Source organism: Massilia sp. CT11-137, from assembly GCF_047302885.1.
GTDB lineage: Bacteria > Pseudomonadota > Gammaproteobacteria > Burkholderiales > Burkholderiaceae_D > Telluria > Telluria orientalis.
Genome location: NZ_JBKYMP010000001.1, coordinates 3,713,124 through 3,737,470, shown reverse-complemented (window position 1 = coordinate 3,737,470; position 24,347 = coordinate 3,713,124). Strand labels below are relative to the sequence as shown.

The following is a 24,347-nucleotide window of genomic DNA, read 5'->3' as shown; positions in this document are numbered from 1 at the left end:
GGGCGCCCGCCTCGTCGGCCACGACGGCGGCCCGGTGCGCGCACCGCTGACCGACCTGACGGCGGAGGAATCCGACATGCTGCACAAGCTGATCGTCGCCCAGGGCGGCCAATAACAACAACAGGGAACCTCGAAAAACCGTCGCGAGCGGCGGCAATGTCGTTCGAGAGGCGCAGCTGTACGAAAGTACAGCGAGCATCGCAGGACTCGCCGTCCGCGACGACAGTGCAACGCGCAGCAGGTTTGTCGACGTTCCCGAAACCAGCAAGGAGAAACCATGACGATTCAAGGTGAAATGATCATCGGCCGCCGCGTCGTGCGCGGCAGCGCCGGCACCACGCGCGCCTTCAACCCGGCCACGCGCGCCCAGATGGAACCGGGCTTCGGCCTCGCGACGGAAGACGACGTCGCCGCCGCCTGTACGCTCGCGGAACAGGCCTTCGACACCTACCGGAACCTGCCGCTGGAACTGCGCGCGCGCTTCCTGGAAACCATCGCCGACCGCATCATGGACATCGGCCCCGCGCTGATCGAACGCGCCGCCGCCGAATCGGGCCTGCCGACGGCGCGCCTGGAAGGCGAGCGCGGACGCACGTGCAACCAGCTGCGCCTGTTCGCCAAGGTCGTGCGCGACGGGAACTTCCTCGACGCGACGCTCGATTCCGCCCTGCCCCAGCGCACGCCGCCCCGTTCCGACCTGCGCATGCGCAAGATCCCGCTGGGCCCCGTCGCCGTCTTTGGCGCTTCGAACTTCCCGCTCGCGTTCTCCGTCGCCGGCGGCGACACCGCGTCCGCCCTGGCGGCCGGCTGCCCCGTCGTCGTGAAGGCGCACAGCGCGCACCTCGGCACGTCGGAACTGGTTGGCAAGGCCGTGCGCCAGGCGGCCGAAGACTGCGGCATGCCGGACGGCGTGTTCTCGATGCTGATCGGCGAAGGCCGCGTGGCGGGCCAGGCGCTGGCCGCGCATCCGGCCATCAAGGCCGTCGGCTTCACCGGTTCGCGCCAGGGCGGCCTCGCCCTCGTGCGCACGGCGAACGCCCGCAAGGAACCGATCCCCGTCTACGCCGAAATGAGCAGCATCAATCCGGTCTTCATCCTGCCGGGCGCTCTCGCCGCGGGCGGCGCGAAACTGGCCGGCGCGTTCGTCGACTCGCTGACGCTGGGCGTGGGCCAGTTCTGCACGAACCCGGGCCTCGTCATCGCCCTCGCCGGCGCCGACCTCGACGCGTTCCGCGCATCCGCCGCCGCAGCGCTGGCCGCCAAGGGCGCCGGCACGATGCTCACCGCGGGCATCCACCAGGCCTATGTCGACGCGGTCGGCCGCCGCTCCGGCATCGAGGGCGTGCAACTGGTCGGCCAGGGCAGCGCCGAAGGCACGGGCTGCGCCGCGCAGGCCGCGTTGTACGCCTGCGACGCCGCCACGTACATCGCCAGCCCGGCGCTGGACGAAGAGATCTTCGGCCCGGCCTCCCTGGTCATCGCCTGCCGCGACGAAGCGGAGATGCTGGCGGTCGCACGCCACCTGGAAGGCCAGCTGACGGCCACCGTCCATGCGACGGCCGCCGACCGCGAACTCGCGGGCAGCCTGCTCCCGACGCTGGAGCGCAAGGCCGGCCGCGTGCTGTTCAACGGCTTCCCGACCGGCGTCGAAGTGTCGCACGCGATGGTGCACGGCGGCCCGTTCCCGGCCACGTCGGACAGCCGCTCGACGTCCGTCGGCGCCACCGCCATCGAGCGCTTCCTGCGTCCGGTGTGCTACCAGGACGTGCCGGCGGAACTGCTGCCGGAATCCCTGCGCGACGACAATCCGCTGGGCCTCGCGCGCATGGTCGACGGCACTTTGCAGCTCGCAAAATGATCATCAAGTAGAGCGCGGTAGCACTCAACTGCGCGCGCGCGGCTGGTACGATGTGCCGGCCGCCCGCCACGGCCGGAGGAGACGCCGGCCACGCGTACGTCAGCATAATCAAACATAAGGCCTGACCATGACCCGCAATCGCACCGGCGACGCCGCAGTCGCCAGCCCCGCCGCCCGGCCCGCCGGCGGCAACTACCGGTGGACCATCTGCGCGCTGCTGTTCTTCGCCACCACCGTCAACTACCTCGACCGCCAGGTGCTGAGCCTTCTCGCGCCGTCGCTGTCGAAGGAATTCGGCTGGTCGAACACGGACTACGCCAACATCGCCGCCGCCTTCCAGTTCATCTACGCGATCGCCCTGCTGTTCGCGGGCCGGGTCGTGGACCGCCTCGGCACCAAGACCGCGTACATCCTCGCTATCGTCATCTGGTCGGCCGGCGCGGTCGCCCATGCGTATTCGATCGAGCTGGGCAACGGCCTGAAATCGCTGCTCGGCCTTGCCGTGCCGGCCTCCGTCCTCGGCTTCATCATCGCCCGCACGATCCTGGCGATCGGCGAAGCGGGCAACTTCCCGGCCGCGATCCGCGCCACGGCGGAATACTTTCCCAAGTCCGAGCGTTCGTTCGCGACGGGCATCTTCAATTCCGGCGCCAACATCGGTGCGATCCTGGCGCCGCTGACGGTGCCGGTGCTCGCCGCGATCTGGGGCTGGCAGGCCGCGTTCATCTGGATCGGCGCCGTCGGGTTCCTGTGGGTCGGGTTCTGGGCGGTCCTGTTCGACGAACCCGCTCGCCAGCGCCGCCTGTCGCGCGCGGAACTCGAATACATCCGCAGCGATGACGCAGGGTCGGCTCCGGTGGCCGCGACCGGCCCCGCCCCCAGCTGGCGCACCCTGCTCGGCCTGCGCCAGACGTGGGCCTTCATCGTTGGCAAATTCATGACGGACGGCGTCTGGTGGTTCTTCCTGTTCTGGCTCCCGAAATACCTGACCGACAAATACGGCATGGCCACCTCGGACCTCGTCTTGCCGCTGGCCGTCCTGTACAGCATGACGATGGTCGGCAGCATCGGCGGCGGCGCACTGCCGTCGCGCTTCATGCGCCAGGGCAGCGCGCCGTACGACAGCCGCATGAAGGCCATGCTGCTGATCGCGTTCTTCCCGCTCGTCGTGCTGCTGGCGCAGCCGCTGGGCCACCTGGGCTACTGGGTGCCCGTGATCCTGATCGGCATCGGCGCATCCGCCCACCAGGCGTGGTCCGCCAACGTGCTGACGATCACGTCGGACCTGTTCCCGCGCCATTGCGTCGCCTCCGTGGTCGGCATCGGCGGCCTGGCGGGCGGCATCGGCGGCGTGCTCGTGACGAAGATCGGCGGCATGCTGTTCGACTACTACGGCGCGCAAGGCCAGATCCAGACGGGCTACATGATCATGTTCGCGTTCTGCGCGCTGGCCTACCTGGCCGCGTGGGTCATCATGAAGGTGCTCGTGCCGACCCAGGACATGGTCCGCCTGCCGGAGGAGCTGGCGCATGCCTGACGCGATCGTGGAAAGCGTGCACGGCGTGAGCTGCGCCGTGGGCGAGAGCCCCGTCTGGCACGCCGGCGAACAGGCATGGTACTGGGTCGACATCCCTGCCCGCCGCATCTGGCGCCTGGACCATGCCTCGGGTGCGACCCGCCACTGGACGGCGGCCGAGATGGTCGCCTGCATCGCGCCGCGCGCCGCGGGCGGCCTGATCGCCGGCATGGAGACGGGCATCTTCGCCGTCGACCTGCGGGACGACGGGAGTGTCCGCGCGGAACGTCTCGGCGCGCCGCCCGAACTGGCGCCCGGCATGCGCTTCAACGACGGCCGCACGGACCGCCAGGGCCGCTTCTGGAGCGGCACGATGTGGATGGACATGGCGGCCGCGCTGCCGATCGGACGTCTGTACCGCTACGACGGCGCGGGCCTGTCGGCACCGCTCGTTTCCGGCCTCGTCACCCAGAACGGCCTCGCGTGGTCGCCGGACGGGCGCACGATGTATTTGTCCGATTCGCACCCGACGCGCCGGCGGGTGTGGACATTCGACTACGACGTCGACGCGGGCGTGCCGCACGACCGGCGGCTGCTCGTCGACATGGCCGCGTACGCGGGCCGGCCGGACGGGGCGGCGATGGACAGCGACGGCTGTTACTGGGTCGCGGGCAATGATGGGGCTAGCCTGCTGCGGTTCACGCCGGCCGGGAAGCTGGACCGGGAACTGAAGCTGCCGGTCGCGAAGCCGTCGATGCCCTGCTTCGGCGGGCCGGATCTGGATACCCTGCTGATCACGTCGATCGTACAGCCGGGGCATGAAGATGATTCGCTGGCGGGGGCGGTGCTTCTCGTGCGGCCCGGCGTGACCGGCGTGCCAGAGGTACCATTCTCGTAGGGTGGGCGGCCTCCGCCCACGCGGACGTTCGCATCCTGCCTGCTGTCGCGTGGGCACGGGGTGCCCACCCTACGCCGCAGGTGGCCGGATATCCATTTCCGTCGCGGTAGGGTGGGCGGCCTCCGCCCACGCGGACGTTCGCGTCCTGATTGCTGTCGCGTGGGCACGGGGTGCCGCATGCGCCCGGCGCCTGCACGGATGGCGCCGATGCGGTATCGTGCTTGTATGAACGACATCCATTTCTACGAACCACGCGCCGGCCACGGCCTGCCGCACGATCCCTTCAACGCCATCGTCGGCCCCCGCCCCATCGGCTGGATCTCCACCAAAAGCCGCGCCGGCATCCTGAACCTCGCCCCGTACAGCTTCTTCAACGCGTTCAACTACACGCCGCCGCTCGTGGGCTTCGCCAGCATCGGTTACAAGGACACCGTCCGCAACGTCGAGGAAACGGGACAGTTCTGCTGGAACCTGGCCACGCGCGCCCTCGCCGACCGCATGAATACCACCTGCGCGATGGTGCCGCCCGACGTCGACGAATTCGCGCTGGCCGGCCTGACGCCCGCCCCGTCGCGCCTCGTGGACGTCCCGCGCGTGCTTGAAGCCCCGGTCTCGTTCGAATGCAGGCTCACCCAGCTCATCCGGCTGCACGACGCGGACGGGCAGCCGGCGCCGAGCTGGCTCGTGCTGGGCGAAGTCGTCGGCGTGCACATCGCCCGCGCCCAGCTGAAGGACGGGGTGTACGACACGGCGCACGCCGGCCACATCCTCCGCGGCGGCGGGCCGGCCGACTATTTCGAGGTCGGTCCGGCGCAACTGTTCCGGATGTTCAGGCCACAGTGATATACCGAATATCTGGCGAAGTAGGCAACATCGCCCGCGATCACGTATGATCGCGTATCGCCGTGGACACGGCGCCCCGTCCGCGCCCGCACCAGGAGCGCGCGTACAGCCCCGGCCACCACGCCGTGCGGGCAATGGAGGCGCACCACCACCCGCCGCCGAATCGGGCGCGGCGCATGTCCCGGCCTGCCTCCCCGCACGGTCCCTGCCGTGCGCCGGATGGCCGCAACGAATCCATAACATCGTCCGCGCAAAGCGGCATAGGAGAAATCATGAGTACCGAAAGCAGCCTGAACGAGGCTAAAGACACCCAGTTGCGCGCCGACGCGCTCGAGTACCACCGCAGTCCGGTACGCGGGAAGATCGAGGTCGTCGCCACGAAACCCCTGTCGAACCAGCGCGACCTGTCGCTCGCCTATTCGCCCGGCGTCGCCTACGCCTGCGAGGAAATCGCCGCGGACCCCGCCACCGCCGCCGATTACACCTCGCGCGGCAACCTGGTTGCCGTCATCTCGAACGGCACCGCGGTTCTCGGCCTGGGCAACATCGGCCCGCTGGCCTCGAAGCCCGTCATGGAAGGCAAAGGCTGTTTGTTCAAGAAATTCGCCGGCGTCGACGTGTTCGACCTGGAACTGGCCGAGAACGATCCCGACAAGCTGGTCGATGCGATCGCGATGCTGGAGCCGACCGTCGGCGGCATCAACCTGGAAGACATCAAGGCACCCGAGTGCTTCTACATCGAGAAGAAGCTGCGCGAGCGGATGAACATCCCCGTCTTCCACGACGACCAGCACGGCACCGCCATCATCTCGAGCGCGGCGCTCCTCAACGCGCTGAAGGTCGTCGGCAAGGACATCGGCCACGTGAAACTGGTGGCGTCCGGCGCCGGCGCGGCGGCCATCGCCTGCCTCGACATGATGGTGAGCCTGGGCGTGAAACGGCAGAACGTCTTCGTCGCCGACTCGAAGGGCGTGATCTGGCAGGGCCGCGAAGCGAACATGGAAGCGAACAAGGCCCGCTACGCGCAGGCCACCGACGCGCGCACGCTGGCCGACATCGTCGACGGCGCCGACGTGTTCCTCGGCTGCTCGACCGCCGGCGTCCTCACCGCCGACATGGTCAGGACGATGGCCGCCAGCCCGATCATCCTCGCGCTCGCGAACCCGGAACCGGAGATCCGTCCGGAAGTGGCGAAGGCCGCGCGTCCGGACTGCATCATCGCGACCGGCCGTTCGGACTATCCGAACCAGGTCAACAACGTGCTGTGCTTCCCGTACATTTTCCGCGGCGCGCTCGATTGCGGCGCCACCCGCATCACGGACGAGATGAAGCTCGCCTGCGTGAGCGCGATCGCCGACCTGGCCGAAGCGGAGGCGAATGACGCCGTCGCCGCCGCCTACGCCGGCCAGGACCTGAACTTCGGTCCCGACTACATCATCCCGAAACCGTTCGACCCGCGCCTGATTGCCGCCATCGCGCCGGCCGTCGCCAAGGCGGCGGAAGCATCCGGCGTGGCCACGCGTCCGATCGCCGACATGGACGCCTACCGCGACAAGCTGGGCGAGATGATCTACCACACCGGCTTCTTCATGAAGCCCGTGTTCGCGAAGGCCAAGGCCGCGCCGAAGCGCGTCGCGTACGCCGACGGCGCCGAGCCGCGCGTGCTGCGCGCCGTGCAGACCGTCGTCGACGAGGGCATCGCCAAGCCGGTGCTGATCGGCCGCGCGGCCGACGTCGAAAAGGCGATCAAGCAGTCCGGCCTGCGCCTGAAGGCGGGCGTCGACTACACGCTCGTCGAAGCCGAGGGCGACACCACCCTGCAAGGCGCCCGCCTGCTGAACGCGGGTCAGGTCGACTCCCTCATCTGCGGCATGACGGGCAGCTACGACACCCACCTGGCGCACGTGAAGAACGAGATCGGCCTCGCGCCGGGCGCCGACGTACTGGCCGCGATGAACGCGCTCGTGCTGGACAAGATGACCCTGTTCATCACCGACACGTACGTCAACGACAACCCGTCCGCCCAGGAACTGGCGGCGATCACGAAGCTGGCCGCGCAGGAGATGCGCCATTTCGGCCTCGAGCCGAAGGCGGCGCTCGTGTCGCACTCGATCTTCGGCTCGTCGCAGCGCCCGTCCGCGCAGCGCATGCGCGACGCGCGCGCCCTGCTCGCCTCGAGCGCGCCGGAACTGCCGGTGCTGGGCGAAGTCCACGGCGACGCCGCGCTGTCGGAAGACATCCGCCGCATCTATCAGTCGAAGGACGATTTCGCCGGCAGCGCCAACCTGCTCGTGATGCCGTCGCTGGATGCCGCCAACATCCTGTTCAACGTGCTGAAGGTCACGTCGGGCAAGGGCGTGACGGTGGGTCCGATCCTGCTGGGCGCCGCGAAGTCCGTGCACATCCTGAGCCCCAGCGCGACCGTGCGCCGCATCGTCAACATGACGGCGCTCGCAGTGGCCGAGGCATGACAGGATGAACGTCGCGCCGACCGGCAAGCTGCGTGCCGCGATCAATCTGGGCAACCCGATCCTCGCGCACACGGCCGGCGACGGCGGCGCGGGCGGCGTCTCCGTCGATCTCGCCCGCGAGTTCGCGCGGCGGCTCGACGTGGACCTCGAGCTCGTCGTCGTCGACACGGCCGGCAAGTCGGTCGACGCCGTCGCAACGGAGCGCGCGGACATCGGCTTTTTCGCCATCGATCCCGCGCGCGGCGCCGACATCGCGTTCACGGCGCCGTACGTGCTGATCGAGGGCAGCTACCTCGTGAAGGCCGGGTCGCCGATCCGCGCCAACGAGGACGTCGACCGGGCGGCGCACCGCGTCGTCGTCGGCAAAGGAAGTGCGTACGACCTGTTCCTGACCCGGCAACTCCGGCAGGCGCAGATCGTGCGCGCGCCCTCCTCGCCCGCCGTCGTGACGACGTTCCTCGAACAGGGCGCGGACGTGGCGGCCGGCGTGCGCCAGCAGCTGGAAGCGGACGCGCGCGACCGCCCCGGCCTGCGCCTGCTGGACGGCCGCTTCATGGTCATCCGCCAGGCGATGGGCGTGCCGAAATCGCGGGGCGGGCACGCGGCCGCCGCGCTCGCCGCGTTCGTCGAAGAGATGAAGGCGAACGGCTTCGTGGCGGACGCGTTGAAGCGCCACGGCATCGAAGGCGCATCGGTCGCCCCGCCCGGGTGATTCTTTGCTAAGCTGTCGGGCTGAAACCGATTTCACACCCAGCCCGACAGCTTATGCCCACACCATCCAAAACCGCAACAGCGCTGGTCCTGTCCTGCGCCCTCACGGCCGCAGCACAAGCGGCCGATATCCCCGTCCACACCCTCGACAACGGCAGCGTGCGCGCGACCGTCACCGACGCCATCGGCGGCCGGCTGCTGTCGTTCGGGCTGGCGGGCCAACCCAGCTTCATCAAGAGCGACCTGGCCGCCGGCGATCCGCACGCCGCCATCGGCGGAACGACGGACAACGTCGGCTGGCTCGGCCACGAGATCTGGGTCGGTCCGCAAAAAGAATGGTGGTCGCACCAGGACGTGAACCCGGCGCGCGCCGGCCTGCCGTGGCCGCCCGATCCGTGGCTGAGCCTCGCCCGCTACAAGATCGAGGAGAAGCGGCCCGACGCCATCACGCTCGCGAGCCCGGCCAGTCCCGTGAACGGCCTGCAACTGGTGAAACGCTACAGCCTCGTGGCGGGCAAGCCGCACAGCCTGCGCCTGGACGTCGACGCGGCCAACACGCGCAAGACGCAGGTGGCGTGGGACATCTGGTTCAACACGCGCGCCCACGGGGACACGCGCGTGTACGTGCCCGTCGCGCGGCGCGAGGACGTGCGCCAGCAGGCCATCGAACCGAAGCCGGACATGGTGCCGCTGACGTGGACCTTGGCCGACGGCCTGTTCTCGCTGGACGCCTACCCGGCGGGCAAGGGCCAGCCGCACCGCAACGGCAAGATGCTGCTGCAGCCGTCCGCCGGCTGGATGGCAGGTTTCCATCAGGGCCAGGTGTTGGTGATCCAGTTCACGCACCAGCCGCGCACGGCCATCCATCCGGACCAGGGCCAGATCGAGTTGTACAACGACTGGCAGCCGGATGCGCCCGGGAAGGGATTGATGGAGATGGAGGTGCACGCGCCGTACGTGACGCTGGCACCGGGCCGGCACATGCAGGCGTCCGAGCAGTGGACCCTGCTGCCCTATGGCGGGCCGGATACGCGTGCGGCGCAGGTGGCGTTCCTGCGGGCGCATGCGAAGGAGTTGGGGCTGGAGGGGATGTAACGAACGACGTGGGCACGGGGTGCCCACCCTACGAATATTCGACATCGTAGGGTGGGGTACGCGAGGCCGGGGGCCTCACGTACGAGCCCACGCGCAGTTTAGAAGCTGTAACGCATCTTGGCCGTGTAACGCGGACCCGACACGAACCATGCACGGCCCATGAAGCCCGTGCTCTGCTGCATGAGCTGGCGCGCCTTGGAGTCGGTCAGGTTCTGCGCTTCCAGGCCGATCGACAGCCGGTCCGACACGTTGTAGAAGATCGAGCCGTCCAGCTGGCCGTAGCCGTCCGCCCACGTCGGCAGCGCCCAGGCCACGTTGTGCTGGCCGAAGGTCGGGCTGGCCGGGTTGCTGTCGGTGCCGTCGCCGCCGTTGGTGCCGTTGACGTTCACGTTCTGCAGGTTCTTCGAACGCCAGTTCCAGGCCAGGCGCGCCGAGATCTTGCCCTGGTCATACATCAGCGCCAGGTTGTACGACTGGCGCGACAGGCCGATCAGCGGCAGATCGTCGAACGTGGTGCCGTTGGTATCGCAGCCGTTCAGGTTCAGGTTGAAGTTCGCCGCGCTGTTGCTGCCTGTGCAGTACACGGAGTGGACCGGCTGGTGCAGCGACGTCTTGCTGTCCACGTACGTGTAGTTCGCCTGGACGCCGAAGCCCGACAGCCAGCCCGGCAGGAAGTCGAAGTACTGCTGGAACGCGATCTCCGCGCCGCGTGCATGGCCATCCGCGCCGTTCACCGGACCCGTGGTCGTGAAGGTGTACGACTTGCCGGTGTTGTCCGCCAGGTCATAGCCGTACGACTGCTTGATGATGACGTCCTTCAGCTGCTTGTTGAACACACCGAAGGTCAGCGAACCGGTCTTCGCGAAATACCATTCGGCCGTCAGGTCGACCTGGTGCGAGCGGACCGGACGCAGGTTCGGGTTGCCCGTACCGGTGCCCGTGTAGGTGACCAGGCCGCTCGAATTGTCCACGTTCTGCGACAGCGTCGTGTAGCCCTGCAGGTCGCTGAAGTCCGGACGCGAGATGCCGGTCGACAGGCCGAGGCGGAATTGCAGCGCGTCGCTCGCCTTCATGCGCAGGTTCAGGCTGGGCAGCACGTTGTTGTAGCTGTTGCTGAAGTCCTGCTTCTGGGAGAACGCCGTGAACTGCGGGATGCCGGCACCCGTCGAAGTGCTCGGGGTGAACACGGTATAGCCGTGCGCCGTCATGTCGGTCTTCACGTAGCGCAGGCCGATGTTGCCGTCGACCGGGTACTTCAGGTCGTCGAAACCGAAGCGCAGCTGCGAGTACAGCGCGCCGGTCTTCTCCTTCTGCTCGTTGACGCCGGCCGGATCGGTGCCGAACGTGGCCGGGTTCCACGACGTGCAATTGTTGGTGCCGTCGTTGCACAGCATGTTCGGATACGTGTGCAGCTGGGCATACGAGGCCGGGTAGCCGGTGGCCAGCGCGACGGCCGGGAAGACCAGAGCCGGCACCGACGTGTTGTTGTTGAAGAAGTTGTTGAACGAGTGGACCTGCACCTGGTTGTTGAAGCGCGGATCGCCCAGGTACGCGAGGCTCGACAGCGTGCTGGTCGGACCGACCTGCCACGTCTGGGTGATGGCCGCCCAGTTGTAGCTCGGGTTCGAATTCTCGTTGCGCGAATCGCGGTCCGTCAGGCGCACGCCGAAGCGGATGTCGCGCAGCACCGGGTGATCGAAGTCGTACTTCGCATCCGTGCGCCAGGCCCATTCGCCGGCCTTGCTGCGGTCCTGGTGTTCCATCGTGAACGCCCAGTAGTAATTGTTGGGGTTCGCGAGGTAGGCGCGGTCGGCGTCCGTGAACGACAGCGTCGGCACGTCGCCGCGCAGGTCGATCGTCTCGCTCGGCATCTGCACGCCCGTGGCCACGGTCGAGTCGAAGCTGCTGGTCGTGGCGCGGATGCGCTGCAGGTCGGTCGTGATGGTCCAACGGTCGTTCGGGCGCCAGCGCAGGTTCCACGACACGTCCGTCGTTTCCGACGTGCGGTCGGCCGAGCGCGTGTCGCCGCCGAAGTTGATGCCGCCGTCGGCCGGGTCGGTCAAGGTGCCGGTCAGCAGCGCGCCTTTCGAATTGAACGTCGCATCCTTGCTGACCTGGATGTTATAGGGGCTCGACTGGGCGAAGATCGCCTGCTCGTCCCAGTGCATTTTATAGCGCGACTTGAAGAACGTGAGCGAGGAGCTCAGCGTGCTGTCCTTCTTCCACTGCAGCGCGCCGTAGGTGCCCCTGCGCTTGCGGTCGAATTCCAGCGTGCGCCATTGCGAACCCTTCGGGATCCACACGGTCTTGCCGGCCACGACGTCGTCGCGCGGGTAGTACGGCTCGACCTGGAAGGCGTCGGTACGGGTGCCGCTTTCCGAGTACGCGAAGTCGACGAGGGCGCCGATCTCGCCGAAGCCCGTCTTCCAGCGGTCCGAGAACATGAACGAGGCGGACGGCTGGCGCTTGCCGCGCTTCAGTTCGGAATACGTGTCTTCCAGCGTGAGGGCCAGCTTGCGGCCCTTGAAGTCGAACGGCATCGCGGTGCGCAGGTTGACGAGACCGCCGACGGCGCCTTCGATCTGTTCCGCCGACGGGTTCTTGTAGACGTCGACGCCGGCCATCAGCTCGGGCGGCACGTCCTCGAAGTTCAGCGAGCGGCCGCCGTTCGCGGAGAACGAGTCGCGGCCGTTCAGTTCCGAGCGCACGTACGACAGGCCGCGCACGTTCACGCCCGAACCTTCGACCGAATAGTGTTCCGGGTCGCCCTTGGACATCGTGCGGTCGATGGTCACGCCGACCACGCGCTGCAGCACCTCGGTGACCGAACGGTCCGGCAGCTTGCCGATGTCGTCGGCGACGATCGAATCGACGATCTCGTCCGAATTCTGCTTGAGCTTCTGTGCGGACTGCAGCGCGGCGCGCTGGCCCGTCACGACGACGACGTTGGAACCGGAAGCGTTCTGTGTCGCTTCGGTCTGCGCCAGCGCATAGCCGCTGGCAAGCAGTGCGATCTGGCCGGCTGCGACGGCGATCGCGGTTCTCTTGAATCGAATCATGGTGTCTCCTGTGCTCTCTAATTGACGCTCCGCTTCACGGCGGAGCTGGTTACGACGGCGGATGAAGCGGCCGCCCTGCGGCGGCCGCAAAAACGGTCTGAGAATTACGCTGCGCGGTAACGCGGCGCTGCCGGAACGACGGTCGGAACGGATCGGGAATGGCGCCCGGATCGGAAGGAATGAGGACGGCTGGATGAGGTCGGCATTCTTGTCTCCACGCTTTATTGATTGCGTTGGCGATGTAGTCGTTATGGTCTTGTAATCGTTTTCATGAGTGTAGATATTTACTGTGATTTTTGTCAAACCCCATAACATCACTGTTGCACGCTAACATCGAAGGTATACATTATTTACAACAAAGTATGCTGAAAGTTTATAGCTCAGCAATTCGTTCTAAATCCGCAACAGCCATCCCAGCCGCGCACGATTAAATCGCATTGCACCCGGGGCGCAATCGAACTGCACATCAGACAAAAGGCGCGCAGCGCCCGCGATGCCGCCACCAGGCCACAACCGCCCCCAGCCGACGTAACGCTGATGCACGTAGATGGGAACAAGTTTCATGACGTTCACCACATGAAATCAGCCGTATGATCCGCGGGTAACCAAGGTAGCGCAATCAGCGAAGTCGAGCTTGCCTATGAAATGCCGCGTTCCTCCCGTACATCGGCTTATTGCAATGGCGCCAACCAGCGATACCATTTGGTAGCGCAATCAATTAAATTTTTGAATCGTTGATGAAAACAATTATCCATCCCATTTCGCATCAGTATGGGAATGCAGTGGTATCTTGTCGCTATCCGGCCGAGCATTTAGAGTCGCTGCTATTTATTTCGATACGCGATCCAATTCCACTAGAAGATCGCAATTAAAGACATGATCGATTTTCAGAAGTTCCCGAACCGTATTCGCCCTAGCGCCCGATCGGGCTGGCCGGAGACCGCATGAACGCGCCGGTCGAACCACCCAAGCGGACCCGGCGCACGAAAGGCGGTCTCACGCTCGTCGACGTGGCGCGCGTGGCCGGCGTGGCGCCGATCACGGTCTCGCGCGTGCTGAACTCCCCGGAGAAGGTGTCGCCCGACCTCGTGCAGAAAGTGCGCGCCGCGATCGAGCGGACGGGCTATGTGCCGAACCTGCTGGCGGGCAGCCTGGCGTCGACGAAGAGCCGCATGGTCGCCGCGATCCTGCCGACCATCGCGGGCTCCGTGTTCATCGATACGGTCCAGGCGCTGACGGAAAACCTCGCCGCGGCCGGCTACCAGCTCATCCTGGGCCAGTCGGGCTACGAGAATTCGCGCGAGGACGAGCTGCTGGAAGCGATCATCGGGCGCCGGCCGGACGGCATCGTCCTCGCCGGCATCATGCGCTCCGCGCAGGGCCGGCGCCGGCTGCAGGCGAGCGCCATTCCGCTCGTCGAAACATGGGACCTGACGCCCACGCCGGCCGACATGCTGGTCGGTTTTTCGCACGAGGACATCGGCCAGGCGGTGGCCGAATTCCTGTACCAGCGCGGACGGCGCCGCGTCGCCGTGATCAGTGCGTCCGACGAGCGGGCCCAGCGCCGCAACCGCGCGTACGTGCAGGCGGCCGTGCGGCTGGACATGCAGGGACCGGACGGTTCGGTCCCCTTCCACACGATCTCCGCGCCGGGCACGGCGGCGGGCGGCCGCGCCGGCCTGCGCGCGCTGCTGGCGGATCATCCCGACATCGACGCCGTGTTCTGCAGCTCGGACATGGTCGCGCTGGGCGTGCTCACGGAAGCGCACAAGCTCGGCATCGACATCCCCGGCCAGCTGGCCGTCGTCGGCCTCGGCGACCAACCGTTCGCGGCCGAGACGTACCCGGCCCTCACGACGGTCCACCTGGACGGCCGCAAGATGGGCCAGCTCGCCGCGCAATTCATCATCGACCGCATCGCGGGCACGCCCATTCCCGAAGTCGTGCGCGACATCGGCTTCACCATCGTCGAGCGCGAGAGCGCTTGAGGCGCGAGCGCGTAGCCGCCCGGGCGGCGCGTCGACTGGCGCACCGCCCCCCCCGCGCCCGCGTCGACCGCGCCTGACGCGCCGGTCCCCCGTCAACCCGCGAAGTCCGGGCTTCCCCGGCATTGTGATCTTTCCACTGCACAATTTTCTTATTGCCGAACCAGCACCCTGTGCGGCGCGCGCCCGGCCGGACGACCTGCCGAGCCGCGGCCTGGTAAAAAAAAGTGTCGCAATTAATCAAAAATATGATCGAAAGGCTGCCGGCCGCTCGATCCGCACCGGGTAACAGGGATGCGATAACGACTGGTTTTCGATTCCTTGCAGATTCAATCCGTCGGTTATCGAGCGGGCGTGCTCCGATAAGCCGGATGCGACACTGTGAAATCGATAACATAGAATAACATCACAGATTTTCACATAATGCGGCGTATCGCTTTCTGGATAAGTCGGCATTCGCTTTCCAATGCCGTCGGATAACAATCCAGCCTGTTGACTCGCATATTCTGGCTGATGTATAAATATTTGCCGCTTCGAAGTAACACATTACGTTGCGGCTCAATCCTGTTGATATCTTTCTTTATTTTACAGAAGGAGAAAAAATGGCACGAGTAATGGCCCGTAACACGGCACGCGAACTGACCAGCAACGAAATCGAACACGTGTCCGGTGGCGATGCCAGCTATACGACGATCGTGAGCTACCAGCAATACGACGAACAAATGCGCACCTGGACCATCGTTTACGACGCTGTTCCGTACGACACTCGCGTCTGATTATCGGGCGATCGAACACGCCAGTTAATTAAGCGTAGAAGTTCACGCGAGTCATCGCGTGAACCTCCTTCGGACCGGGATTTGGCGGGTCGATATTACTCGCTGTCTTTACGCAAAAATATCTGCATTGTGGAGAATTGGTGAAAGTTCTTATCAAGACCATTGCCGACGACATGCATGCTTTCGCGGTCAAGTGGGCTCTGGAGCAAAAGGGGGTCGAAACCGCTATCTGGTTCACGGACAATTTTCCCGCGCGTACGGAAGCGTCGTTCCATATCGGGCAAACCACCCACCTCGACGTTGTGCTGCGGGCCCAGGACACGCTCCGCATTGCAGAGTTCGGCACCCTCTGGAATCGCCGGATCTCGCAGCCGGTCATTGCCCCGGACGTCCACCAGGCCGATCGAAAATTCGCGGAACGCGAGGCTGCGGACTTCGTGCAGTCGATGTATTCGTTCGAACACAGCACCATTTTCGAGGTAAATCCCGGCCGTGCCCGGAGAATCGCCCTGCTGAAACCCGTGCAACTGGTCGAGGCGGGAAAAGTCGGCCTGCGCATTCCCGACACCCTGATAAGCAATTCTCCGAACCAGGTCGCCCGTTTCTTCAAGAAACACAACGGAAACATTATTTTCAAATCGTTTTCGCCCCATATCTGGGTTACCGAAAATGGCGAAGTCTCGAGCCTGACCACGGCACTGGACGAAATCCAGATAAACGATTCCGAAGCCATCTCGATCACGCCCGGTATTTATCAGGAGAAAATCGAAAAACGCCACGAATACCGCATCACGTTCATGGGGAACCGCGCCTTTATCGCAGTCAACCGCAGTTTTGATCCGTCGCTGGTGGACAGCCGCACGAGCAGCACGGCATATGACGGCACCGGCATGGTTTCCGAATCCGTATTGAACCGATGCCGTCAACTCATGAAACGGCTCGGGATTTGTTTCGGCTGTTTCGACATGATCCAGCCCAAAGACGGAAATGAACCGATATTTCTGGAAGTAAACGAAATGGGCCAGTGGCTCGCTTATGAGCGAGATATTGCCGGTTTCGACATGCTGGAAGCATTCGCGAACTTCCTGATCTCGAGGGATCCGCATTTCAACGATTCGGGACGCGGAAGGGGATTGCGCTACAGCGATTACCTGGCTTCTCCTGAATTCAACGTGGACCAGGAAGGCATATTGCAGCGCCTGCGCGCGCAAAACGTGACCCACAACGTGATCACCAACGAAGTGAAAGCGCCTGCCCACGCCGAGGCGGCGTGACGGCGTTCCGTGGATCGGACTCTCCCTTAAGAAAGCAGTACCGCTGCCGAAGCGGACGACATCAATGAAGCGAGACATATTCAGACTCGAAGCCATCGAATACCAGTCGGCGTCGTCCCTGGGCACGATCTCCATCGCACGGCCGCTGCGGCTCGACGTCATGTGCGGGGTGCTCTTCGCGTTCTTCGTGGGCTTCCTGGTCTTCGTGTACACGGCGTCCTACACATCCAAGGAAACCGTAAAGGGGCTGATATTGCCCAGCAAGGGCGTGGCAAGGATTACCGCCCCCTCCCCCGGCACCGTAACCCGCCTCTACGTGAAGGAGGGCCAGCTCGTCCAGAAGGATGAACTGCTGGGCGAGATACTGATCGACCCTTCGGGCAAAAGCACGGACGTTGCGCAGGCAGGCATCAGCCGGGCTATCGAAGAACGGCTGGCGCTCGCCAAGGACGAGATCGGCAGGCGCAAGCTGACGCAGGACGCCGCGCGCGCCGGACTGTCGGACAAGATCGCAGGCATCGAACAGGAACTCGCCACCCTCGACAAGGAAATCGCCATCCAGAAGGAGAATGTCGAGCTGGCAAAAGGCGGCTTGCGCCGCTTTGACGAGTTACATCAGAAAGGCTTCATCTCCTTCGAAGGAACGAGCAACAAGCGCACGCAATACCAGGAAGCGGCAGCGCGGCTGGAATCCCTGACGCGCGAGCGCATCAGGTTGCTGCGCGATCTCACGGCGGCACGCCATGATCTCGCGGCGCTTCCCATGCGCGACGCGACCGAGCTCAGCGATGCGATCCGAACCGAGCTCCAGGAAAAACAATCGCTGCTGGAAAGCGAAAGAAAACGCGTCATCAAGATCTGGGCGCCTGAAACCGGCAAGGTAACTGGCATTAATTTCCCGGAAGGCCAGTCGGTCGGCATGGGGAAAGTCTTACTGAGCATCGTGCCCGTCGGATCGAAGTACCAGGCACATCTGTTTGTGCCGTCGAAGTCGGCCGCATTCATCCGGCGGGATGCCTTGACCTACCTGCGGCTGGATGCATTCCCCTACCAGAGATTCGGGACACTCAGGTCCAGAGTCGAGACGGTCAGCATGGCGACCATTCTTCCCGACGAGATGACGGAACTGGGCATGCCGGCTGAGCTATCGAATGGCAAGGCGGTGTACCGCGTCGTCGCCGACATCGACGCGGAGTCCGACAGGATCCCGCTTGAGAATATTCGGCCGGGCATGCAGTTCGAGGCCGACGTGACCATGGACACGCAAAAGATCTATAAATGGCTGCTCTCTCCGATATTCGGCATCCAGAACAAGAACAGGTAATTGGCGATAATGAGCGTGACTGAAAATCCCGAGATTAATTTTGGACTTGCGAAGCGGACGCCCGTCATCAGGCAGACCGAATCGGCCGAGTGCGGACTCGCGTGTCTCGCGATGATTCTGGGTCACTATGGGAATCATTGCGACATGTTCGGACTGCGCAAGAAATTTCCGCTGTCGCTGCAGGGCGCAACCGTCGGTGACCTGATCAGAATCTCCGGTGACCTCGGCCTCAACTCCCGCGCACTGACGCTGGACCTCTGCGATTTCGACAGCCTGAGACTACCGTGCGTCCTGCACTGGAATTTCAAGCATTTCGTCGTGCTGACCAGGATCACCAAAAAAGGGATCGAAATGATCGACCCGGCCTACGGTCGGCGCAAGGTGACGATGGCGGAAGTCGACCGGTCATTTACCGGGGTGGCGCTGGAATTCTGGCCGAACAACGACTTTACCCTGGCCGAGCCCGGCCCGAAGCTTTCATTGCGGCGCCTGATCGGAACCGTGCGCGGGATCGTTCCGGCCGCGGGCCAGATCCTGTTTCTGGCGCTGCTGATCGAAGTCGGGAATCTGGGATCGCCGCTGCTGATGCAATGGATCATGGATTCCGTACTGATCGGCCAGGACTATACATTGCTCGTGGCATTGGCGGCCGGTTCCGGCATCCTCATGCTCCTGCAAAACGTCGTTACCGCATTGCGGGGATGGGCGCTGGTCTATTTCAACGCCAACGTCTCCCTGCAATGGCGATCGAATATCTTCTCGCACCTGCTCAGGCTCCCGATCAGCTATTTCGAACGCCGGGCACTGGGCGACGTCATCTCGAGATTCAGCTCGGTCGATCAGATCCAGCGTGTGGTGAGTACGTCCTTCATCGAAGCCTTCATCGACGGCACGTTCGGCCTCATCACATTCGTCATCATGCTGTTATACAGCCCCATGCTGGCGGCAATCAGTGCCGCAGCCGTCCTGCTGTATGTCGTGATGCGTCTCATCCTGTTTTCCTATCTGGAACAATCGACGCATGACTTCATCGTGGCGGCGTCAAAACAGGATGGCCACCTGATCGAATCGCTGCGCGGGATCCGCGCCTTGAAGCTCTTTCAACGCGAAGCGAACCGGCGTGCCCAATGGATCAAATACTTTACCGACCAGGTCAACGCGGACGTGAAAGTGCAGCAGATCACGCTCGGATTTCGTCTGGTGAATGGCCTGCTGTTCGGCACCGAAGTCCTGGTGGTGACCGTCGTTGGCGCGCTGATGGTCATGGATCTGCGGTTCACGGCCGGCGCCCTGATCGCTTTCCTGGGCTTCCGAGGACAGTTCTCCGGGCGCATGCTTGGTTTGACGGAAAAAATGTTTGATCTAAAACTCCTCTCCCTGCAATGCGAGCGGCTCGCGGACATCGCGCTGACGGAGAAGGAAAGCGTCCCAACGGAAGAAGCCTTGCTGCCGACGCCCCAGCACGCGTCCACGATCGAACTCAGGAATGTGACGTTTCAATATGCGAAAAATACATTCGCCGTGCTCCGTAACCTGAACCTCACGATCGCGCCGGGCGAATCGATCGCCATCACCGGCGCGTCCGGATGCGGGAAAAGCACACTTCTTCAACTGATCTGCGGCGTGTACCCGCCGACTTATGGGTCGGTCAACATCGATGGCATCGACGTACGCAAGCTCGGCCACGGGTTCCTGCGCGAAAACATCAGCGTCGTCATGCAGGATGACCAGTTGTTTTCGGGAACGATCATCGACAACATCTGTTTCTTCGACGAGAACCCCGATTATGAGTGGGCGAAGGAATGCGCGCGGCTGGCGCAGATCTCGACCGATATCGAGGCCATGCCGATGGCCTACAACACACTGGTTGGCGACATGGGCTCCGTGCTGTCCGGCGGCCAGAAACAGCGGGTCATCATCGCACGTGCCCTCTACAAGAAGCCGAGGATCCTGATTCTCGACGAAGCGACGAGTCACCTCGACGTGGAGAACGAAAAGCGCGTCAACAAGGCGATCAGCGACATGAACATCACGCGCATTATCGTCGCGCACCGGCACGAAACGATCTTGTCCGCCGACCGGATCGTGACGCTCGCCGATGGGGCCATTCTTCACGATACCCGGCCGCACGTGCAAGCCGAATCGCTCGAACCGGATTTACAAAACTAATTCAAGTACGACAGGAGGAATGACATGAATCGCCGCAGCACTCTCTTGACGATCGTTGCCATCGGCATGCTTGCGCTTCATTTCACGGCGCAATCCGCCGCCATCGCCCGTCCCGACCTGAGACGCGAACTGCTGGAAATGAAAAAGAAGGATCAGGACGCGAGGGAGGAAGGGCTCCACGGCGGATCCCGGGATCTATTCCGTATCGATCAGGAGAATCTGAAAAGGCTGAAGGAGATCGTCGCCGCGGTGGGCTGGCCGACGACATCGATGGTGGGCGCCGATGGCAGCGAAGCCGCGTGGCTGCTCGTCCAGCACGCGGACAGCGATCCGGCGTTCCAGTTGCAGATGCTGACGACGCTGGAACCGCTCGTCCGCACGGGCGACATCTCACCCAAGGATTACGCGTATCTCTACGACCGCACGCACAAACCGCAACGCTATGGTACGCAGGGCGAGTGCGATGCCAGTGCGGTATGGCATCCGCGTGCCATCGAATCCGGTGCGGACGTCGACCGGCGCCGGGTTGCGATCGGCCTTCCCCCGATGCGGGAATATAACGACGTCATGAACAAGGTATGCGCAGAGTTCATGGCAAACCGTCATTGATTCAGTCACACCGGCCACGACGAATGAGATACGTACTCGAAGTATTCGATGAAGCAAAGGAACCGCACAAGACCACGGCCGAGTATTACGGATACGCGGCGTTACTGATGGGAACGGCTCCGGCGCTGTTGAACAGGACACTCGCGAAATCGTTGTGGCACCTTGGCGCCGCGTTCGCGCACAAGCAATTCAAATTCTATTTCGACGCGCGCGGCATGCCCGTCGGGATGGTGACGTGGGCCTTCCTTGCGCCCGACGTGGAAGACCGGTTTCTCTCGGGCGACGATCCGCAGCTCCACTTGAGCGAGTGGAACGAAGGGGATAGCCCGTGGATCATCGACTTCGTCGCGCCGTACGGAAATCTCAAGCATATCCTCCGCGATCTGCGCGACACGGTATTCGCCGACCACGACGGCGTGATTTACTCGCGGCGCAGGAAAGGTGCGGTCGTGACGAAGCAAATCCAGGCCAGCCCATTTTCCTACTTTTTCAGGAACCGCAGGAACGCCTCCTGACCAGCCTACCGCACGACTTTTCGACAAATCTCCGACATCAAACCGTCATGCTGCCAGTTCCGCTCAAACAACTCCTGCCCGATTCGTCGTTCGTGAATTTCGAAGTGCGCCGGTTGGCCCGCCCGCGGATCGAATGGGTCGGCCCGGACGTGCCGGCAAGCTTCGATCCACTGGATTATGCCTGGTGCAAGCCGCTGGAGTCGGAAGATCCGTCCTGCTATCTGGACGAGGCGACCTTGGCGGCCGGAGAGCGGTATGGCGGCGAAGCGCTGGAAGCGAACGGGGGCGGCGTTCGCTGCGGAATCGTCGGCGATTTCCAGATCAAAGGCATCGGCAAGAATCAGCTTGCCGGAAAATCGACCGACTTTTGGCACAGCCATGGCGCCGCATCGCTGGAGGAGGCGATACAGGAAGCGATCTGGGGTGAGGTCTGCCAACTTGCCCTGCCGTACGGCGCAGCCCGGGTGAACGCGATCATCACGACCGGCACGATGGCGCCGGACCGTTCGTTCACACGCCACGGGACGTCTTCCCGGGCGCTCATCGTGCGCGACCAGGCGCTTCGTCCCGCGCACTACATGCGCGCGATTTTCTTCGACCAGGATCCGCACGCGCCGGGTCCGCGCCTGAGCGACGTCGAGCGGACGAAGCGGGCGATTGCCGCGCTGCCGTCCGGGCTCGCGCAGTGCCTGTTCCCGGACGACCAGGCGATTGCCGGACTGGCCGACCATCATGCGCTCAACGCACACCTCATGGAAATGGTGCGCAGGTTCGCCGTGCAGGTGGCGGCGGCGACGGCAAAACGCATCGTGCACGGCACCCTGAACGCGTCGAACTGCTGTGTCGACGGGCGCTGGATCGATTTCGGGACAATATCCACGGTCTCGGACTACGGCCGGCTCAGGTTCGCCTCTGCCCCGTACTCCGAGGTGACCACGCAATACGGAAGCCTGGGTTCGGCGCTCCGCGACCTTTTATTCTACGTAAAAAAGTATGCGCCGGGCCACATCGCATCGAAACTCGTCGGTCTCGGCGAGCTGGAAAACCATCTGGCGCGGACTTACGACACACGCCTGCGAATGGAAATGGTGAAGCTCACGGGCATCCCGGAACCGGCGCTGAACGACATGCCCAGGCCGCTCGTCGACCGGGCGTTCGACGTGTTTCGACGCATCATGAGGGCCGGGAACAACCAGCCGTTCATGCTCGATCCGCCCGACTGGCGCATGCCCGAAGTCATGGGCGAGCATAATTTGTGTGTCCTGCTGCGCACGATCGCCTGTTGCGCCGACAAGGCGCAAGCGCTGGAAGCGATCGTGACGGAAAACGCGCCGGCGCAACATGTGCAGGACCTCGTCGACGTGTATTTCGACCTGAGAGACCGGTTCGTGCGGATGTCCCCGCCGGGCAGCGCCTGGGACACGGCCTTCGTGGCCCTGAACTGCATGCGCAAGAACATCGACATCGACGAATTGTACCGGACCGTCCTGGAGCAATCGATTTCCGCCCTGGTGAAGTCCCGCGGGGACATTCCGGCCTATATCGGGTCCATCGTACGGAAGGCGTCGGCGGTGCTGTCCGATGAGTCGGACGCGGGACTCGATCTCTCTTATTGGTGCAACCGCCCTGTCGTACTCTCCCGCGCGACCGGCTTCACCGAAGACGGACGCGCAGTGCCCGCCGAGCGGATAGTCGGGTGGCTCGAACAGTCGGCCATGGCCGGCCGCGCCGCCACCTTGTTCCAGCAATGTGTCGAGCGACACGCGCAGCAATGAAGCGTTCCGGGCGCCGCTGCAATCGACACATCGCCCGGCCAGATCGAGATGGAGCGCCATGTTGACATTTACCTTGTCTTCCATTCCCCGTCCCAGGCTACTGCACTGGGTACCGACCCTGTACGCGACGATGGGATTTCCGAATATCTTCGTCGCATCGGCCGCGGCCATCATGTACCGCAACCTGGGCATGAGCACGGCCGAGGTCGTGACAAGCACGAGCCAGTTATACCTTCCCTGGGTCTTGAAGCCGCTCTGGGCACCCCTCCTCGAGGCCTTCGGCACGAAGAAAGGCTGGGTGGTCAGCATGCAGTTCCTATTGATGGTGTTATTCGCCGCCACGGCCCTCTTGTTGCGCACGCCCTACGCGCTTTCTCTCACGCTTGCGACCTTCTGGATGATCGGGTTTGCCTCGGCAACGCAGGACATCGCCATCGACGGCATTTTCATGGGATCGACCACGCCGGCGGAACAGGCCCGCTACGCCGGACTCCAGAATCTTTGCTGGAATATCGGGGCGGTCGCCGCGTCCGGCATCGTCGTTTCGCTGAGCGGGGTTTTGAAGACGGGTCATGACTTGAGCTGGGCGCAGTGCTGGGTGGCCGTTCTGGCGATCTGCGCCGTCCTGATGGGGATGTCGGCATTCTGGCATCTCAGGAATCTGCCGGACGTCCCCAACGGCGCGGGGGCCCGCAACGGCCTGCCGGCGGGCTTCGGGTCGTTCCTCGCATCCTGGCGTACGTTTGTCGCGAAGCCGAAGATCTGGACGATGCTCGTCGTCGTGTTCGCCTATCGGCTCGCCGAGGGCTTCGTGGAGAAGATCGGGCCGATCTTCCTGCTGGACGGCAGGGATGCCGGAGGATTGGGCCTCGACAACCAGACGCTTGGCGCGATCAACGGCACGCTGGGTACCATCGCATTCATCGCCGGCACGATCCTGGCGGGTTTCGTCGTCTCCAGGATGACGTTGCGCCGGTCTTTCGTCGTCCTGGCACTTGCGCTGAACGTGCCCCATCTCGCCTATTACTGGCTCAGCGCCGACTTGCCGTCGAATCTCCTGATCATCTCCGGCGCGGTCCTGGTCGAAAAATTCGGATACGGATTCGGATCCGTCGGCCACATGCTCTATATGGTGCAGCAAGTCTCTCCGGGGCGCTTCCAGATGTCCCATTACGCCTTCGCGACGAGCGTCATGGCACTGTGTAAATGGGCCACCGGATGGGCGAGCGGCTTCCTCTTCGTGGCATGCGACCATAGTTACCGGTTGTTTTTCCTGTTCGTGCAGGTCGTCTCCGTCTTGCCGGTGGTGATAGCGTACTTTGCCCCCTTTCCGCGCAACGATAACGCGGCGGCAGCGGTGCCGAAGGAGGCCGCGCATTGCGAGAACGTATCGGTCCCGCATTGACCGCACGCGGGCCAAAAAAATGGGCGCCACGCGGGCGCCCTGAAGTGATATCGAGAGTAAGTAA

Annotated in this window: 17 protein-coding genes and 1 pseudogene; 17 read left to right on the top strand and 1 reads right to left on the bottom strand. The window is 64.0% G+C overall.

Annotated elements, in window-relative coordinates; all coding sequences use genetic code 11:
* The 8 genes and pseudogenes from ACEN98_RS16740 to ACEN98_RS16705 all read left to right on the top strand — a co-directional run.
* A pseudogene (locus ACEN98_RS16740) lies at positions 1–115 on the top strand (5-dehydro-4-deoxyglucarate dehydratase); the annotation flags it as partial.
* Between the two features lie 162 nt (positions 116–277).
* Positions 278–1,858: an aldehyde dehydrogenase (NADP(+)) gene (locus ACEN98_RS16735; protein WP_413385924.1), complete on the top strand. Its 1,581-nt coding sequence runs from the start codon at positions 278–280 to the stop codon at positions 1,856–1,858.
* Positions 1,859–1,985: 127 nt separating this feature from the next.
* Positions 1,986–3,395: an MFS transporter gene (locus tag ACEN98_RS16730; protein WP_413385923.1), complete on the top strand. Its 1,410-nt coding sequence runs from the start codon at positions 1,986–1,988 to the stop codon at positions 3,393–3,395.
* A complete protein-coding gene (locus ACEN98_RS16725; RefSeq protein ID WP_413385922.1) occupies positions 3,388–4,272 on the top strand; it encodes an SMP-30/gluconolactonase/LRE family protein in 885 nt (294 codons plus the stop codon). The genes ACEN98_RS16730 and ACEN98_RS16725 overlap by 8 nt, the downstream gene beginning before the upstream one ends.
* 225 nt (positions 4,273–4,497) lie before the next feature.
* Positions 4,498–5,115 carry a flavin reductase family protein gene (locus ACEN98_RS16720; RefSeq protein WP_413385921.1) on the top strand — a complete coding sequence of 206 codons (618 nt, stop codon included), beginning with the start codon at positions 4,498–4,500 and terminating at the stop codon, positions 5,113–5,115.
* Positions 5,116–5,387: 272 nt separating this feature from the next.
* Positions 5,388–7,586, top strand: a complete 2,199-nt coding sequence (locus ACEN98_RS16715; protein ID WP_413385920.1) for an NADP-dependent malic enzyme — start codon at positions 5,388–5,390, stop codon at positions 7,584–7,586.
* A 4-nt stretch (positions 7,587–7,590) separates the two neighbouring features.
* Positions 7,591–8,298, top strand: a complete 708-nt coding sequence (locus tag ACEN98_RS16710) for an ABC transporter substrate-binding protein (protein ID WP_413385919.1) — start codon at positions 7,591–7,593, stop codon at positions 8,296–8,298.
* A 53-nt stretch (positions 8,299–8,351) separates the two neighbouring features.
* Positions 8,352–9,392 carry a DUF4380 domain-containing protein gene (locus ACEN98_RS16705; protein WP_413385918.1) on the top strand — a complete coding sequence of 347 codons (1,041 nt, stop codon included), beginning with the start codon at positions 8,352–8,354 and terminating at the stop codon, positions 9,390–9,392.
* 98 nt (positions 9,393–9,490) lie between these two features.
* Here ACEN98_RS16705 and ACEN98_RS16700 read toward each other — a convergent pair whose 3' ends face one another.
* Positions 9,491–12,451, bottom strand: a complete 2,961-nt coding sequence (locus ACEN98_RS16700; protein WP_413385917.1) for a TonB-dependent receptor — start codon at positions 12,449–12,451, stop codon at positions 9,491–9,493.
* A 944-nt stretch (positions 12,452–13,395) separates the two neighbouring features.
* On the opposite strand from ACEN98_RS16700, the gene ACEN98_RS16695 reads away from it, so the two are divergent.
* The 9 genes from ACEN98_RS16695 (at position 13,396) to ACEN98_RS16655 (ending at position 24,283) form a co-directional block, all read left to right on the top strand.
* Complete coding sequence (locus ACEN98_RS16695; RefSeq protein WP_413385916.1) at positions 13,396–14,439, top strand: LacI family DNA-binding transcriptional regulator; 1,044 nt, start codon at positions 13,396–13,398, stop codon at positions 14,437–14,439.
* A gap of 599 nt (positions 14,440–15,038) precedes the next feature.
* Complete coding sequence (locus ACEN98_RS16690; protein WP_413341242.1) at positions 15,039–15,212, top strand: hypothetical protein; 174 nt, start codon at positions 15,039–15,041, stop codon at positions 15,210–15,212.
* A 140-nt stretch (positions 15,213–15,352) separates the two neighbouring features.
* Positions 15,353–16,486, top strand: a complete 1,134-nt coding sequence (locus ACEN98_RS16685) for a hypothetical protein (protein WP_413385915.1) — start codon at positions 15,353–15,355, stop codon at positions 16,484–16,486.
* Between the two features lie 64 nt (positions 16,487–16,550).
* Positions 16,551–17,810, top strand: a complete 1,260-nt coding sequence (locus tag ACEN98_RS16680; protein WP_413385914.1) for an HlyD family secretion protein — start codon at positions 16,551–16,553, stop codon at positions 17,808–17,810.
* A gap of 9 nt (positions 17,811–17,819) precedes the next feature.
* Positions 17,820–19,979 carry a peptidase domain-containing ABC transporter gene (locus ACEN98_RS16675; protein ID WP_413385913.1) on the top strand — a complete coding sequence of 720 codons (2,160 nt, stop codon included), beginning with the start codon at positions 17,820–17,822 and terminating at the stop codon, positions 19,977–19,979.
* Positions 19,980–20,003: 24 nt separating this feature from the next.
* Positions 20,004–20,588, top strand: a complete 585-nt coding sequence (locus ACEN98_RS16670) for a DUF6624 domain-containing protein (protein ID WP_413341249.1) — start codon at positions 20,004–20,006, stop codon at positions 20,586–20,588.
* Between the two features lie 23 nt (positions 20,589–20,611).
* The gene (locus ACEN98_RS16665) at positions 20,612–21,103 is read left to right on the top strand and encodes a toxin-activating lysine-acyltransferase (RefSeq protein WP_413385912.1); all 492 of its coding nucleotides are present in this window, start codon (positions 20,612–20,614) and stop codon (positions 21,101–21,103) included.
* 47 nt (positions 21,104–21,150) lie between these two features.
* Positions 21,151–22,878: a hypothetical protein gene (locus ACEN98_RS16660; protein WP_413385911.1), complete on the top strand. Its 1,728-nt coding sequence runs from the start codon at positions 21,151–21,153 to the stop codon at positions 22,876–22,878.
* A 58-nt stretch (positions 22,879–22,936) separates the two neighbouring features.
* Positions 22,937–24,283: an MFS transporter gene (locus tag ACEN98_RS16655; protein ID WP_413385910.1), complete on the top strand. Its 1,347-nt coding sequence runs from the start codon at positions 22,937–22,939 to the stop codon at positions 24,281–24,283.
* Positions 24,284–24,347 lie beyond the last annotated feature (64 nt).

Excerpts from the sequence above, each read along its gene's own strand:
- ACEN98_RS16735 (WP_413385924.1), top strand. The coding sequence starts at position 278 with ATGACGATTCAAGGTGAAATGATCATCGGCCGCCGCGTCGTGCGCGGC.
- ACEN98_RS16730 (WP_413385923.1), top strand. The coding sequence starts at position 1,986 with ATGACCCGCAATCGCACCGGCGACGCCGCAGTCGCCAGCCCCGCCGCC.
- ACEN98_RS16725 (WP_413385922.1), top strand. The coding sequence starts at position 3,388 with ATGCCTGACGCGATCGTGGAAAGCGTGCACGGCGTGAGCTGCGCCGTG.
- ACEN98_RS16720 (WP_413385921.1), top strand. The coding sequence starts at position 4,498 with ATGAACGACATCCATTTCTACGAACCACGCGCCGGCCACGGCCTGCCG.
- ACEN98_RS16715 (WP_413385920.1), top strand. The coding sequence starts at position 5,388 with ATGAGTACCGAAAGCAGCCTGAACGAGGCTAAAGACACCCAGTTGCGC.
- ACEN98_RS16710 (WP_413385919.1), top strand. The coding sequence starts at position 7,591 with ATGAACGTCGCGCCGACCGGCAAGCTGCGTGCCGCGATCAATCTGGGC.
- ACEN98_RS16705 (WP_413385918.1), top strand. The coding sequence starts at position 8,352 with ATGCCCACACCATCCAAAACCGCAACAGCGCTGGTCCTGTCCTGCGCC.
- ACEN98_RS16700 (WP_413385917.1), bottom strand. The coding sequence starts at position 12,451 with ATGATTCGATTCAAGAGAACCGCGATCGCCGTCGCAGCCGGCCAGATC.
- ACEN98_RS16695 (WP_413385916.1), top strand. The coding sequence starts at position 13,396 with ATGAACGCGCCGGTCGAACCACCCAAGCGGACCCGGCGCACGAAAGGC.
- ACEN98_RS16690 (WP_413341242.1), top strand. The coding sequence starts at position 15,039 with ATGGCACGAGTAATGGCCCGTAACACGGCACGCGAACTGACCAGCAAC.
- ACEN98_RS16680 (WP_413385914.1), top strand. The coding sequence starts at position 16,551 with ATGAAGCGAGACATATTCAGACTCGAAGCCATCGAATACCAGTCGGCG.
- ACEN98_RS16675 (WP_413385913.1), top strand. The coding sequence starts at position 17,820 with ATGAGCGTGACTGAAAATCCCGAGATTAATTTTGGACTTGCGAAGCGG.
- ACEN98_RS16670 (WP_413341249.1), top strand. The coding sequence starts at position 20,004 with ATGAATCGCCGCAGCACTCTCTTGACGATCGTTGCCATCGGCATGCTT.
- ACEN98_RS16665 (WP_413385912.1), top strand. The coding sequence starts at position 20,612 with ATGAGATACGTACTCGAAGTATTCGATGAAGCAAAGGAACCGCACAAG.
- ACEN98_RS16660 (WP_413385911.1), top strand. The coding sequence starts at position 21,151 with ATGCTGCCAGTTCCGCTCAAACAACTCCTGCCCGATTCGTCGTTCGTG.
- ACEN98_RS16655 (WP_413385910.1), top strand. The coding sequence starts at position 22,937 with ATGTTGACATTTACCTTGTCTTCCATTCCCCGTCCCAGGCTACTGCAC.